The organism is Pseudoclavibacter soli DSM 23366 (genome assembly GCF_000423505.1).
GTDB lineage: Bacteria > Actinomycetota > Actinomycetes > Actinomycetales > Microbacteriaceae > Pseudoclavibacter_A > Pseudoclavibacter_A soli.
This window is the reverse complement of sequence record NZ_KE384027.1, coordinates 111,087-124,830: the sequence shown is the minus strand read 5'-3', so window position 1 is coordinate 124,830 and position 13,744 is coordinate 111,087. Positions and strand designations below refer to the sequence as shown.

The window sequence follows — 13,744 nt, the reverse complement described above, 5'->3', positions numbered from 1 at the left end:
GGATCACCCCCGCTCTCGCGGGGAGCTCCCACACCACAGTGCCGTGGATGCGTGCCGTGTGGGATCACCCCCGCTCTCGCGGGGAGCTCCTCGGCGGGTCGAAGAAGTCCACGATGCGCTGCGGATCACCCCCGCTCTCGCGGGGAGCTCGGCATGAGTGGTCGGTCGTGGGGCCGGTTGATCGGATCACCCCCGCTCTCGCGGGGAGCTCTGCTGCTGTATCCGACGACGCGGGGCGACCTCGGGATCACCCCCGCTCTCGCGGGGAGCTCAACTCGTCCGTCGCGTCTCCAGATGCCCAGCAGGGATCACCCCCGCTCTCGCGGGGAGCTCGGCTCTACGACCTCGCCGCGCTCAGGACTGCACGGATCACCCCCGCTCTCGCGGGGAGCTCGAGGAGGACATGAAGAAGCGGATGGCTGCGGCGGGATCACCCCCGCTCTCGCGGGGAGCTCAGAAGTCACACCAGAGTATGTGCCACTGATTCGGGATCACCCCCGCTCTCGCGGGGAGCTCTCCATTGCCACAGCGACCACGTAGACGGGGTGTGGATCACCCCCGCTCTCGCGGGGAGCTCCGATTGCGTTGACTGCTATCGGCCCTGCCGGGGGGATCACCCCCGCTCTCGCGGGGAGCTCAATTGCACGTGCACATCTGAGATTGAGATCGAGGGATCACCCCCGCTCTCGCGGGGAGCTCAAGAACCGTGCGAGCTCGGGCGGGGTGTGAAACGGATCACCCCCGCTCTCGCGGGGAGCTCTTGAAGCCCTCATAGTGGAACACCAACTTGACCGGATCACCCCCGCTCTCGCGGGGAGCTCGACCTACCAACCGCCGACACCTTTCTGTCTGACGGATCACCCCCGCTCTCGCGGGGAGCTCCTGCTCGCAGCCGGATCAATCCACTCGTAGCACGGATCACCCCCGCTCTCGCGGGGAGCTCGTTGAGGGCGAGATCGCGGAATGGCTGCGCGAGGGATCACCCCCGCTCTCGCGGGGAGCTCAGGTGCGGGAGTTGCGACGCAAGCTCGCGGCAGGGATCACCCCCGCTCTCGCGGGGAGCTCATTCGCATGAGTGTGGTCACTGCTGCGATTTGCGGATCACCCCCGCTCTCGCGGGGAGCTCCGTCTGCATCCACCGGCCGCGCGATGCGGCGTGGGATTCGGTTATAGCAACGGCTTGTCATGCCAGCATCGTGGTGCGCCGCCTTCGCGTACTAGACCCCGCAGGGTTTCGACCAAGCAGGATCCGTAAACTGTGGGGGCACACTCGCCCCGCTTTTCGTGGGGGTGACCCCGTAGGCGGTCTGAGTCATACAACGTCCCCGCGGCAGCGGGGTTGAGGCATAGCTCTAGCAACCTGCTCAACGGAGTCTCCTTCGCCCTACCCACACAAGCCACCACCAACGCGATGTTCACCCGCCTGCATTCCTGGGTCGAACAGCTGCCATCAGATGAACCGCTCGCTCTCGCATCTCTGAGCCTGGTTCACGGGAAAAGCGATCTCAACCCAGAGTTCACTGCGCTGCCCCAATCGTTGGTGTCAGAAACCCTGCCCGATGAACACGAATACCCCGAGGAGGGCCACGCGGCAGAGACCATCGCCATCGCTCACCGGTGGCTCGAAGGTCGCAAGCGAGCCGCACTGGCATCATTCGTCGCCAGCACTTTCGACCAACTGCTGATGATGGGTCTGAGCAGCAAGCATGTCGTGCTGAGGCACCTCTCCTTCGCCGGCAAAGTGGTGATCCTCGACGAAGTGCATGCCATCGACGCTTTCACCAATGAATTCCTCGAGACCACGCTGGCTTGGCTTGCTGCCGAAAGAGTGCCCGTCATTCTGCTCTCGGCCACGCTGCCAGCGGCTCGTCGAGAGGCGCTGCTATCCGCCTACTCGTCAGCAAGCACCGATGAGTCCGAATCGGGTGTCTCAGGCGACGAAGACGATCTCTTCCCTCAGCTCGATGCCGACGTAGACACCGCTCTTAGCGCCGCCGCGATCGCGCAACCGTCGATCGATGCCGTCGATGCTGCCGACCTCTCGTACCCGCTGATCTCTGCCGTCACCGCCACCGGCGAACGACAAACCTACCGTCCAGAGCCCTCAGGTCGCGAGACCGAGCTCACGATCAGTGCCATCGCCGACGATGACGACTCACTCATCGAGGCTATTCGAAATCGCACCGCACAGGGTGGCGCGGTCGCGGTCATTCGCAACACCGTGGCTCGCGCCCAACACGCGCACAAACTGCTCAGCGAAGCCTTCCCCGAGGCAGAGATCACCTTGGCCCATTCTCGTTTTCTCGCCTTCGACCGTGCGGCACTCGACGCCGCACTGGTTCGTGACTTTGGACAGCACAGCACCGGTTCTGGGCTGCGCATCGTCGTCGGCACGCAAGTGATTGAGCAGTCCCTCGACGTCGACTTCGACCTGATGTTCACCGATCTCGCCCCCGTCGACCTGGTGCTGCAGCGCGCCGGCCGCTTGCACCGACACGAGCGGGCCCGGCCCCATGGCCTCGAGTCCGCCCAGCTGATCATCACCGGCGTCGACTGGCAGCCACATGTACCGGCCCCCGTTCGAGGCTCGACAGTCATCTATGGTGCACACCTGCTGCTGCGCACACTCGCCACGCTGGATGTCCGCCCCGACACCCAGCGCACCGTACGCCTGCCGAGCGACATTCCGATACTCGTGCAGAAGGTATACGGCGATGAAACCGTGAGCCCCTTCTCGTGGAGCACGACCATGATCGGAGCCGCAGCCGCCTGGGCGCAGAAAAGCATTAACCGTGCCAATACTGCTCGTCCGTTCCGACTCGCCCCGGCACAGGACGTGGCGATTCCGCCGTCACTACGCAATTGGCTCGAAGTCGCGACCGCAGACCCAGATTCGCCGGAGGGTCGAGGCAGTCGATCGAGCGTGCGTGATGGCGATGACTCGTTTGAGGTAATCGTTCTGGTCAGGCACGGCGAACAACTATTGCTACCGCCCTGGGGAGAATGGAGCGAGGCTGAACTCCGCACCCTCCCAATGGCGAACGCCGCTCCTGACGAGGCACAGATACATGCCATGCGCAGCAGCACCATCGCCCTAGGTTCAGCCGCGACTGGCGTGTATGACGACCTCGACGCACTTATCAGCGCGCTCGAAGCCCATACTGCCAGAGAGATTCCCCAAGAGTGGGATCAGGCCACAGCGCTGCGAGGCGAGTTGTACCTCGTCTTCGACGAGCACGACGAATGCCAACTCAGACTGCCCTCTCGTCAGGGCGCACCACGCGACCTCACCCTCACCTACCACCGCACCACCGGATTGGAGCATTCCTGATGCCAAATCATTCCACCGACGCCCCTCCCGAGGCCACACCCGCGACGTTCAACCTGCTCGACGAGCCATGGCTGCCGGTCGAACGCACCGATGGTTCGCAAGATGCCCTGTCGCTCACCGAGGTCTTCGCGCAGTCTCGAGAGATCACCCGCTTCGTCGGCGACTTGCCTCTGCAAGACTTCGCGCTGCATCGCCTGCTTCTGGCAGTGCTTTACGGTGTCATCCCCGGCGGCCCCTCAGAGAAACAATGGCGATCACTCTGGAACAACGGCTTTCCCAGCGCTGTCGCCGCATACCTCGAGCGGCACCGTCACCGTTTCGACCTGCTCGACGACGAGCAGCCGTTTTTCCAGGTCGCGGGTCTCACCACAGCAAAAGGCGAAATGACGGGGCTCGAGCGGTTGATTCTCGACGTGCCCAACGGGCATCCGTTCTTCACCACCCGCGGCGGTCGCGGCCTCGCCTCAATCAGTTTGGCCGAAGCCGCACGCTGGCTGGTCACCGTGCAGGCGTATGACCCATCAGGTATCAAGAGCGGTGTGCTCGGCGACGACCGTGTCAAAGGAGGCAGAGGTTACCCGATCGGCATCGCATGGAGCGGGCACCTCGGCGGGCTGCTGATCACTGGCAGCACACTCCACGAAACCTTGCTGCTCAACTTCGTGGGGCAAGAGGTTCAGCCAGACGCTCGCTGGGTCGACCGCACCAACAAAACGCTCTACGATGTGCCAGCGTGGCAGCGGCCACAACCAACCGCAGCAGCCACTCTCGGCCTTGACCAACCAACAGATGCCGTGGGCGGCACCACCTACTTCCATGGCCCAGCGACGCTGTACACATGGCAGAGCCGCCGCATCCGTCTCGGCGTCACAGGTGATCGAGTCACAGGCGTGCTGGTCGCCAACGGTGACACGCTCAAGCCTCAGAATGCCCACCAATTCGAACCCATGACCGCATGGCGCAAGAGCGAACCGCAAGCGAAGAAGCTCAAGCTGTCGACCGTCTATATGCCGCTCGAACACCAGCCTGACCGGGCGCTATGGCGAGGCGTAGCGCAGTTCCTGCCCGTCAGCGCGCCCCAAGCCGGTGCAGACCGCCTGCCCTCTCTCACGACGAGGTGGCTGAATCGACTGCAGGCAGAACAGCTCATCGGCAACGATCAGCTTGTCCGTCTGAAAGCCTTCGGCGTGGTGTACGGGTCGCAATCCTCCGTGGTCGACGAGGTCATCAGTGACGATCTTGACCTGCACCTCAGCGTGCTCTCCTCCAGTGACCCCACCGTGAAAGGTCTGCTTGACGCAGCCACAACGCTGGCCGAATCCGGCGTCGGCGAGGCCACTAGATTCGCCGTGAACATCGCCCTAGCTGCGGGGCAGCCGATTGAGGGCCCCCGCCGCCAAACACGGGAACGGGCCTTCGAGCTGCTCGACGTGGCTTTCCGCACATGGGTGCAACAGTTGACGGCGAGCGCGGCGCAAGACCCCACAGCGTTGATCAGTTGGCAGGATGCCGTGCGCGAGATCCTGCATACGGTCGGCGACGAACTCATCGCGAGCGCGCCTACGGCCGCGTGGACAGGCCGTGAGGTGGCTTCTAACTCGAAGGGCGAACGCCAACAACGAGATCTGCCGCATGCCGATCTCTGGTACCGAGCCGCGATACGCAAACTCATCCCAACAGACACCGACCAAAACACTTTCACCACCGCCTGATTCAAGGAGACACGCATGACTGACACACCCACAGAACGCCCTCCGCAGCCGGAGCTGCGGGCGTTCCCGAGTTTCATCAACAAAAACGTCAACGCTCTGATCTTCGGCAACTCCGACCTGCTGAGCGGCCCTGGATATTTGCGCAACGGCTCTCAGGCCACAGCCGCACTCGCACAGCTGCGCCATAACGTGAGCAAACCCATCGGAGCCGACCCGAACATCCTGCAATGGACGATCGCTGGACTGCCGCAGCCTCGCCCAGCAGATGCCGATGAGCCAACCGATCGCGAACTCGCGGCGCACACAGCGCTCACGCTGTTCGCGCTGCATCAGCAGTCGAATCATGACACCCCGGCACATCGGCTTGGTACGTCCTTCGCTCGCGCCTGCGCCCTGTTGCGCGTCGGCTCGCCGAACGCAAAGGGCATCGAGCGCAGATTCGCCGCGATTCAGACCTCAACAGACTGGGACGAAACCGTGCGACATGCGCGAGGGCTGGTGCAGCTGCTAAAAAGCGGCCGTCAGCCCTTCGACTACGCACAGTTCGCCGAAGACCTCGTCACCCTGCGCGACCCCGACCAAGCCACCAGCGTGCGTCTGCGCTGGGGGCGCGACTTCGCACGCCCCATCACCCCCAAAACCCCGACCAGCAACGCCTGATCTCAACCAACTACTACGCAGCACACTTCAGAAGGAGACATCATGAACACCCGCACTATCCTCGACATCAGCATCCTCCAGACTGTTCCCCCGAGCAATCTCAATCGAGATGACCCCGGCAGCCCGAAGAGCGCGATCTACGGTGGGGTGCCGCGCGCCCGGGTCTCCAGCCAAGCCTGGAAACGTCCCACGCGTGAGCAATTCCGCACGCTGCTCGATGCTGACAGCCTGGGTATTCGCACCAAGCGAGTGGTGGAGGTGCTCACCGACCGCATCCGCGAACGCGATCCGCAGGTCAGCTCCGACGCTGCAGCCGAACTTGCTGCAGAGACCTTCAAGGCGGGCGGTCTGAAGCTCGATACCCCCCGAGCACGAAAGAAAGACGCCGATGATGACGATCAGAAGACACTCGACGAAACGGGGTACCTGCTGTTTCTGGGGTCGCGACAATACGATCGACTCGCCGATTTCGCGCTCACCGCGCTGCAAGCCGATGATGCCAAGGCTGCAGTGACCGCCGCGAAAAAGACGATCAAAGCCATCCTGAAAGAGGACAACGCGGTAGACGTCGGCCTGTTTGGGCGCATGGTCGCCGACACCACCGATCTAAACGTCGACGCAGCATCTCAGGTAGCGCATGCCATCAGCGTGCATCGAGTGGATACCGAAGCCGACTACTTCACCGCGGTAGACGATGTGAAACAGGGCTCGGAAGACGAATCAGACGCCGGCGCGGCAATGATCGGCACCGTGGAGTTCAACTCAGCCACTCTCTATCGCTACGCCAACGTCGACGCGGATCGCCTTCGAGAGAACCTCGGCAGCGTTGATGCGACAGCAAAAGCGGTTGAAGCCTTTGTCACCGCCTTCGCCACCAGCATTCCCAGTGGCAAGATCAACACCTTCGCCCACGACACCCTGCCCGACCTCGTGGTTGTGAGCATCCGCGACACTCAACCAGTGAACCTCGTGGGCGCTTTCGAGAGCCCGGTCACCGGCCTCGACCGGGTGAAGGAGGCCACAGATCGACTCGTTGCCCGCGAACAGCAGATCGATGAGGCGTACGACACCACACCGGTGGCCACTTGGGTGGTGCGTGTCGGCGAGGCCACTGCCACAGCTGACCAGCTTGCTCCGGCGACATCGCTCAAGACCGCCGCTGCCGGCGTGCGTGCACTGGTCGAGCAGCGACTCGCCGAAACCGAGACGAGCCACTGAGATGTCGTACGTGCTCACGCTGCGATTGGCGGGGCCCCTCCAAGCCTGGGGCGCCTCCAGCCGATTCTCACGACGCATGACCGAACGTACACCGACGAAAAGTGGAGTCATCGGATTGATCGCGGCAGCTTTAGGTCTGCCTCGCACCGATTCACTCGAGCGATTCAGCGCCCTCCGCTACGGCGTTCGAGCCGACCAGCCTGGGTCATTGCTGCGCGACTTTCACACGGCCCACGACGATTCGGGCGCCTCGATGCCACTGTCACAACGCTATTACCTGCAAGACGCAGTGTTTCTCGCAGGTCTCGAGTCAGATGATCGCGAGCTGCTGGAGAGCTTCGCCCAGGCACTGCGGCACCCGCACTTCTCGCTCTTCCTAGGTCGGCGCAGCTGCCCGCCAGAGGGCCCCGTTGCCACTCGAATAGTCCCAGGAGACCTCGAGACCGTGTTGCGCGAAGCACCATGGGCTGGCACAGCTCGTCACTTGGTCGAGCTCGAGGCGCGACGCGGCTTGCACGGAAGCGAGGCCAGCACCGTGATCACCGCTGAGCTGCTGGTCGAACCTCGCGAGGGTGATCCCGCAGGAGCCGCCGCCGAGACCCTCGCCGATGAGCCGGTCAGCTTCGATCCCGAGCAACGCCAGTACACGGCAAGACGCATCCAGCGCCTTGACCCTGTCGAATTCGCCGCACCGACGGCTGCAGGCAGCGCAGGAGACGACACCGGGTCTCTCGACCCGTTCGAGACCGTGCTCGAGCTCGGCGGCCGAAACACACATCCCAACACGCAGGGGGAACACCAATGACGTATCTCAGCCGAGTGACGCTGTCACCTTCCGCACGAAAGACGACTCGAGCCCTGGCATCTCCAGAAGTGCTGCATGCCATCGTCGCTCGAGCCACAGAGCGCGCGTCTGATGCCTCGTCGTCACCAGAGCGCACACTCTGGCGTCTCGACCGGGGCACCGACCGTCATCGCCTATTTATCGTCAGCCCTCACCGGCCAGACGAACAGATTCTGGTCGACGAGCTTGCGGTGGAGGCAAAGGGTTTCGCCGCACTCGACTATGCGCCTCTGCTTCGAGCTGTGAAGCCCGGCTCAGAGTGGCGGTTTCGGCTGAAGGCGAATCCCACGAAGTCTCTGTCTCAAGGCGAGGGGCAACGCGGTCGCCGCATTGGGCTGGTCAAAACAGCCGATCAGTTGGAGTGGCTCAGCTCTCGAGCTCAGCAGCTTGGCGTGGAATTTCCCACCAACCGGTTCGGGCAGCCCGAGGTGATTGTGCGAGACAGCCGCACAGTCGACTTCCGAAGAGCTTCTGCCACAGTGACGCTGTCCACCGCTGTATTCGACGGGTTTCTCGTGGTTCGCGATGCGGCAGCGCTGCAAGAGGCTCTGGTCACCGGTGTCGGTAGAGCCAAGGGCTACGGATACGGGCTGCTGACCCTGGCAAAGCCCGATGTGACCAAAGCTGATGGCTGACGTTCCCGGAGTTCGGCCACCGGAGATCGCAGAGGTACTGCGGGCGAGTGATCGCCTCACGTTTATCTACGTCGAGCACTGCGTGGTGAATCGCGATGCCAACGCGATCACTGCCACCGATGCTCGAGGCACTGTGCACATTCCGGCGGCCACACTCGGCAGCCTGCTGCTCGGCCCCGGCACCACCGTGACCCATGCCGCCATGTCGCTGCTGGCCGAGTCCAGATCAACATGTGTCTGGGTGGGCGAGCAAGGGGTTCGCTATTACTGCCATGGTGCGACCCTTGCCAGATCGACCAAGCTGCTCGAAGCACAGGCGCGAGCCGTCTCGACGAAACGCTCCCGCATGAAGGTCGCCCGCGCGATGTACGCCATGCGGTTCCCCGGAGAAGACACCTCAGGACTCACGATGCAGCAGCTGCTCGGCAAAGAGGGCACCAGAGTGCGACGCGCCTATGCCCGCGAAGCGCAACGCACTGGGGTCGACTGGCGTGGGCGATCCTACAAAGTCACCGACTTCGACGATGCTGACGCCGTGAACCAGGCGCTCAGCGCCGTCAACACTTCGCTCTATGGTGTGGTGCACTCGGTCATCGTCTCACTGGGATGTTCTCCCGGTCTCGGCTTCGTGCACACCGGCAATGATCGCAGCTTCGTCTATGACATTGCCGACCTCTACAAAGTCGACCTCACGATACCGCTAGCTTTCGAGCTTGCCGCTGCCGAGCATCCTGACATCGGCACCGCGGCCAGACGCGCCGTTCGCGACCAGATGCGCTCTGGGCGATTCATGGAACGGTGCGTCCGCGACATCCGCCAACTGCTACTGCCGGACGCCGAACCCGTCGTCACCGAGTTCGAAGACGACTTGGCCGCTGACACAGGAGCATTGTGGGCCGGCGGCGCGGGGCGCGTTGCATCAGGGAGAAACTACGGAGCCGTCTCGGTGGTAGACGAGATCGACCCGTGATCACGCTCGTCGTCACGGCCAGCCCGCCAAAGCTGCGCGGGCATTTGACCCGTTGGCTCATGGAGATTTCACCCGGAGTCTACGTGGGCAATGTTCCCGCACGTGTGCGCGATCTGCTCTGGCAACAGGTGCTTGAGAACCTCGCGGACGGGCGCGCAATCATGGCGTACAACGCGCAGAACGAGCAGGGCCTCGAATTCCGCACCCACGGGCAAGACTGGCAGCCGGTCGACTTCGACGGCATCACCTTGATGCTGCGGCCGAACACTTCGCAAGAACAACAGCGTAACGGTCGTCGAGCTGGCTTCAGTAAGGTCTCGCGGCGGCGGCGCTACGGAAGATGAGCCTTTACGTTGGCCTGCTCATCCCGCCGTTGTGCCTACGCTCCCAGCAACGCCAACGGCACCACATGCACGCCGTCGGCACGCGTGTATGCGTGCTGCCCAGCGGTCAGCACCACGGAGGCGACCAGCCGATCCGGCCCAAGCTGCTCGCGCAGCCAATGCAGGTGCCGGACCTCTCTGGCTTCGATGGGTGAGCGCAGCTTCACCTCGATGGCAACAAGGGCTCCGTCTTCACCTTCGACGATCAGGTCAACCTCATGCTCACCTCCCTGCGTACGCAGGTGCCACACGTCAGCAGAGCTGCGCTGCGCGAACACGCGCACACTCATGGCGGCCAGCGACTCCCACAACTGGCCGATCAACGACGCATGCTGCTCGGCATCCCGCCGCAGCCTATCGGGGGTGAGGCGCAGCAGCCGCGCGGCGAATGCCGGGTCAGTGAGAAAGTGCTTCGGCGCTTGGGCGAGGCGCTTGAGCGGGGCATTCACCGGTAGCCAAGCGTTCACTGGGTCCAGCAGCCACAGCCGCGAGAGCAGTTCACGGTATCCCGCAGCAGTCTGCCTCGCTGGCTTGTCGCTCTCGCCTGGCGATGCCGCATCTCGCAGTTTCTCGTAGCTGGCAGTGGTCGCCGTCGCCGCAGCGTTAGCGGTCGCCCATTGTCGCAAGAGTACGCTCTGCCGTCGGCGGCCCCCGACGATCTCGATCTCGTGGTCGAACAATCTGTCAAGGTAACCGTCAAGGAATGCCTGCACCGGCCGCCAACCGCCGACGTGAGGAGCACCTGGCAGACCCGATCGACAAATGAGCTCGATCAGGTCGTCAAGTACGAGTTCGGTGTCTCCGTCGACTTGAGGCACCCCTTTCAAAAGCTCGGCGAGGTTCACCGTGGGCTGAGTCACTCCCCGTTCCGGCAGCGTCATCGGACGCATTCGCAGCGACACGATGCGACCGGCACCCGAATGGATGCGCCCAGCAGGATTCGCCGAACCTGTCAGCATGAAAGTCCCTGGTTGAGCACCATCGTCAACGGCATGACGCACCAGATCCCACGACCGTGGCCACTCCGTCCACTCATCAAGCAGAATCGGAGGTTCGCCAGTAATCACACGGTTCTCATCGGCACTCAGCAGTTCTCGCACCGCAGGGTCGTCAAGCTCGCGCACAGTTCGAGCTCGGGCTCGCGCCGTCGAAGTCTTGCCGACACCCTTAATGCCGTCGAGCGATATCGCTGGCAGCGAGAGGGCCAGCTCATCAAGCTCGTCATCAATGATTCTGCGCTGATACTTCGGTGAGACCATACCAGACTTTACCATTCCGCGGTTCGAAACTTTCCCATTCCGCAGATCGAAACTTTACCATTCCGCAGCGTTACTCGAGGGTCGACCAACTACACCGCACGCCCTGTGCCTGATCATGGATGTGCTGGTCTCGCCGATGATCTCGCGCTCACTGATGCCGGTCACTGGGGTCATCGACGATGAGCTCATCGAAGCGACCTCGGCGATCGCCTACTCGCTGATCACCGACGGTGTGCCGCACCGACAAAGCGCCTGAGCGGGCGCGAAACCCTCTCATTTCGCAGCCCGGATCTTCAGCTTTTGGCGGCATGTAATCGGTGCACCTCTTCGGCCAACACCTGCCTGGCCCAGTCCGCTTCGCCTTCGTCATCGGTGCTGCTCAAATGTAGGGCCAGCCCATCAAGCAGCGCGTGCAGACGGCGCCCCTCCAACTCCACCCGCTCTGCTGCAACCCCGAGCTGATGCACCATGCGCTCGCACCCTTGACGCAGCGCCGCCATGGCGCGATCACGTGCGATGCCGATCTCCGGAACAGCGGGAGCTTCGGCGTACAACGCAAGATTCACCGCGAACTCTGCCCGTGACGCTGCAGTCAACGGAATCAAATGCTCGAGCAATTCCACGGCGTGCTCTTCAACATCGGCGTGAGGATGCACCTGCCGCAGACGTTCTGTCACCTTCTGCAGCATCAACTCGGTTGAAAACGTCAGCAAATCGGCTCGCGTGGCAAATACGTGGCGCAGGGAGCCAAGTGCGAGACCGGCCTCGTCAGCCACCCGACGAACCGATACCGCGGCAACTCCATCACGCTCAACGACGCGCCAGAGCGCCTCGGCGATCTCCTCGCGCCGTTGTTCCAAGTCGATGAGCTTCGGCATACCGACTAGTCTAGGGTTTTAGCACGTTCGTGCTACCATACCGACATGCTCATCGCCATGATCGTTGCGTGCGAGATCGCCTTCTGGGTGTTCATCATCTTGGGCCTCGTGTGCCGATACCTGCTGCGTCGTCCAAAACTGGGCGCTGCCCTGCTGGCCGCGTCCCCCTTGGTCGACCTTGTTCTACTCACCGTCACCTTCGTTGATCTGCGCACAGGCGGCACCGCGACGTTCGCACATACGTTAGCCGCGCTGTATCTGGGCTTCTCGTTGGTCTATGGGCGTCGCCTGGTTCGGTGGGCCGACAATTGGGCCGCATATTGGGCCGACCATGCCCCACGCCCACCTCGACGTTTTGGGCGAGCTTATGCCAAGGATTGTTGGGCTGATGCCGGACGCACACTCCTCTCGGTGAGCATCGCGGGTGCACTTATCAGTGCGCTCATTTGGTCAGCCACCAACGCTGAAGCAGCACAGGCACTGCACGACTCTTGGCGCATTCTCGGCATCGTGCTCGCGATCGACTTCTTCTGGGCGGTGAGCTACACCATCTGGCCGCGAAAGCCTACGGTTTGACTCCTGAGTTGTGACCGAGCAGTCACCGCTCACCCGAGCAGCGCCAAGGGCACCACCGCGATACCGTCAGGTCGGCGATATGCCTTAGTGCTTGTTGTCACAACGACCAGATCAGCGATGCGATCTGGCATGCGCTCTCGTAGCCAGTGCAGATGCTTGACATCTGCAGACGAGACCTCGGGCGCAAGTTTGACCTCAATCGCGACGATACATGCGTCGGCACCCTCGACGATGAGATCGATTTCGTGCTCCCCACCCTGCACGCGCAGATGATTCACGCTCGCCTCAACCGCCTGCGCCAGTACCCGCACCCCGAGCGCCACAAGCGACTCGAACAACGGCCCGACCATGTGTGCCCCACGTCCATCCCGCAGCGAGGCCGCATCAAGCCCCAGCAACCGAGCCGCAAGGGCCGGAGCGGCCAGCTGATGCTTCGGCGCAGCCGTTCAGGTGCCTGCATAATCGCGGGAAACCCACTCTCGACAATCGCCTGCGTGTAGTCGACCAAGGTGAATGGCGAAGTGTCGTGAATGTGTCCGGCCGTTCCGGCCAGCAAATCTGAGAGGAGGACGGTCGGCTCCGTTCTACCTCGTTCATGAAGCGCCATCGGCCGCATTCGCAGCGAGAGGATGCGGCCGGCCCCGCTATGTGTGCCGCTTCCGGACTGTGGGGTTGCTGATCCGGTCAGCAAGAAACGCCCGGCAGGAACACCCGCGTCTACCGCTCGCCGCACGGAGTCCCATATCTGCGGAAGTCGCTGCGACTCATCAAGCAGCAGACATCCGGCTGGCGCCCCAGTGAACTGGAAGTCAGCGCGAGCAATCTCACGCTGGGCAGGATCGTCTAGGTACCACACCTCGTCTGCGCGGCGACGCGCAGTATCGGTCTTGCCAATACCCTTAGGACCATCGATCGCCACGGCCGGAGCAAGTGCTAACACCTCGTCGAGCTCGCGGTCGGGTGATCTCCCAGACGCGTCTGCGCACATCCGCCAGCTCGCCGAAGCGCCGCAATGCCGGTCGGTGCAACGGTGATCGCACGACGATCGGTGTGCTCAAGATCCAGACGAATCAGCGTCGACTTACCAGTGCCGGCCTTGCCAGTGAGAAACATGTTGCTGCCGCTGTCGAGCAATTCCAGGGCTTCGACGAACTCGGGGGTGAGGGTGAGACCTGACCCGGCATCGGGCGCTGCGTGTTTACCCATCGTGTTCTCCCCTGTTGAGCTGAGGCATAAGCTGTACGCCACTCTTCGTACGTGAAACTCTATCCGCGCAGT

14 protein-coding genes, 1 pseudogene and 1 CRISPR repeat array are annotated in these 13,744 nt (G+C 62.9%); of the genes and pseudogenes, 10 read left to right on the top strand and 5 right to left on the bottom strand.

Going from position 1 to position 13,744, the window contains the following annotated elements:
- A CRISPR array of direct repeats spans positions 1-1,126; the repeat unit is 28 nt; unit sequence GGATCACCCCCGCTCTCGCGGGGAGCTC.
- Between the two features lie 213 nt (positions 1,127-1,339).
- The 8 genes from cas3 to cas2e are packed head-to-tail and all read left to right on the top strand — an operon-like array spanning position 1,340 to position 9,714.
- Positions 1,340-3,331: a CRISPR-associated helicase Cas3' gene (gene cas3 / locus G557_RS12505; protein ID WP_169337766.1), complete on the top strand. Its 1,992-nt coding sequence runs from the start codon at positions 1,340-1,342 to the stop codon at positions 3,329-3,331.
- Entirely contained in the window at positions 3,331-5,043 is a 1,713-nt protein-coding gene (casA, locus tag G557_RS0108175; RefSeq protein WP_028245657.1) for a type I-E CRISPR-associated protein Cse1/CasA, read from the top strand. The genes cas3 and casA overlap by 1 nt, the downstream gene beginning before the upstream one ends.
- A gap of 15 nt (positions 5,044-5,058) precedes the next feature.
- Entirely contained in the window at positions 5,059-5,703 is a 645-nt protein-coding gene (casB, locus tag G557_RS12500) for a type I-E CRISPR-associated protein Cse2/CasB (protein WP_051224888.1), read from the top strand.
- A gap of 42 nt (positions 5,704-5,745) precedes the next feature.
- Positions 5,746-6,921, top strand: coding sequence for a type I-E CRISPR-associated protein Cas7/Cse4/CasC (gene cas7e / locus G557_RS0108165; protein WP_028245656.1), 1,176 nt, complete (start codon positions 5,746-5,748; stop codon positions 6,919-6,921).
- A 1-nt stretch (position 6,922) separates the two neighbouring features.
- Entirely contained in the window at positions 6,923-7,726 is an 804-nt protein-coding gene (gene cas5e, locus G557_RS12495; RefSeq protein WP_051224886.1) for a type I-E CRISPR-associated protein Cas5/CasD, read from the top strand.
- Complete coding sequence (cas6e, locus tag G557_RS0108155; protein ID WP_028245655.1) at positions 7,723-8,400, top strand: type I-E CRISPR-associated protein Cas6/Cse3/CasE; 678 nt, start codon at positions 7,723-7,725, stop codon at positions 8,398-8,400. The genes cas5e and cas6e overlap by 4 nt, the downstream gene beginning before the upstream one ends.
- Entirely contained in the window at positions 8,393-9,370 is a 978-nt protein-coding gene (cas1e, locus tag G557_RS0108150) for a type I-E CRISPR-associated endonuclease Cas1e (RefSeq protein WP_028245654.1), read from the top strand. The genes cas6e and cas1e overlap by 8 nt, the downstream gene beginning before the upstream one ends.
- Complete coding sequence (gene cas2e / locus G557_RS0108145) at positions 9,367-9,714, top strand: type I-E CRISPR-associated endoribonuclease Cas2e (RefSeq protein ID WP_028245653.1); 348 nt, start codon at positions 9,367-9,369, stop codon at positions 9,712-9,714. The genes cas1e and cas2e overlap by 4 nt, the downstream gene beginning before the upstream one ends.
- Positions 9,715-9,749: 35 nt before the next feature.
- Here cas2e and G557_RS0108140 read toward each other — a convergent pair whose 3' ends face one another.
- The gene (locus tag G557_RS0108140; protein WP_028245652.1) at positions 9,750-11,012 is read right to left on the bottom strand and encodes an ATP-binding protein; all 1,263 of its coding nucleotides are present in this window, start codon (positions 11,010-11,012) and stop codon (positions 9,750-9,752) included.
- A gap of 115 nt (positions 11,013-11,127) precedes the next feature.
- Here G557_RS0108140 and G557_RS13990 point away from each other — a divergent pair, with 115 nt between their 5' ends.
- Entirely contained in the window at positions 11,128-11,268 is a 141-nt protein-coding gene (locus G557_RS13990) for a hypothetical protein (protein ID WP_156877141.1), read from the top strand.
- Between the two features lie 37 nt (positions 11,269-11,305).
- Here the strand turns inward: G557_RS13990 and G557_RS0108130 are convergent, their stop codons facing one another.
- Positions 11,306-11,890, bottom strand: a complete 585-nt coding sequence (locus tag G557_RS0108130; RefSeq protein WP_028245651.1) for a TetR/AcrR family transcriptional regulator — start codon at positions 11,888-11,890, stop codon at positions 11,306-11,308.
- Positions 11,891-11,935: 45 nt separating this feature from the next.
- Here G557_RS0108130 and G557_RS0108125 point away from each other — a divergent pair, with 45 nt between their 5' ends.
- Complete coding sequence (locus G557_RS0108125) at positions 11,936-12,466, top strand: hypothetical protein (RefSeq protein WP_028245650.1); 531 nt, start codon at positions 11,936-11,938, stop codon at positions 12,464-12,466.
- Between the two features lie 29 nt (positions 12,467-12,495).
- Here the strand turns inward: G557_RS0108125 and G557_RS14390 are convergent, their stop codons facing one another.
- The 3 genes and pseudogenes from G557_RS14390 to G557_RS0108115 all read right to left on the bottom strand — a co-directional run bounded on the left by G557_RS14390 (position 12,496) and on the right by G557_RS0108115 (position 13,672).
- The gene (locus G557_RS14390) at positions 12,496-12,864 is read right to left on the bottom strand and encodes a DUF4143 domain-containing protein (RefSeq protein ID WP_342662184.1); all 369 of its coding nucleotides are present in this window, start codon (positions 12,862-12,864) and stop codon (positions 12,496-12,498) included.
- Positions 12,865-13,118: 254 nt separating this feature from the next.
- Positions 13,119-13,454: pseudogene (locus G557_RS14385) on the bottom strand (AAA family ATPase); the annotation flags it as partial.
- Positions 13,400-13,672 (bottom strand): hypothetical protein, encoded by a 273-nt coding sequence (locus G557_RS0108115; RefSeq protein ID WP_028245648.1) that lies wholly within the window; start codon positions 13,670-13,672, stop codon positions 13,400-13,402. The pseudogene G557_RS14385 and the gene G557_RS0108115, both read right to left, overlap by 55 nt.
- Between the last annotated feature and the right edge of the window lie 72 nt (positions 13,673-13,744).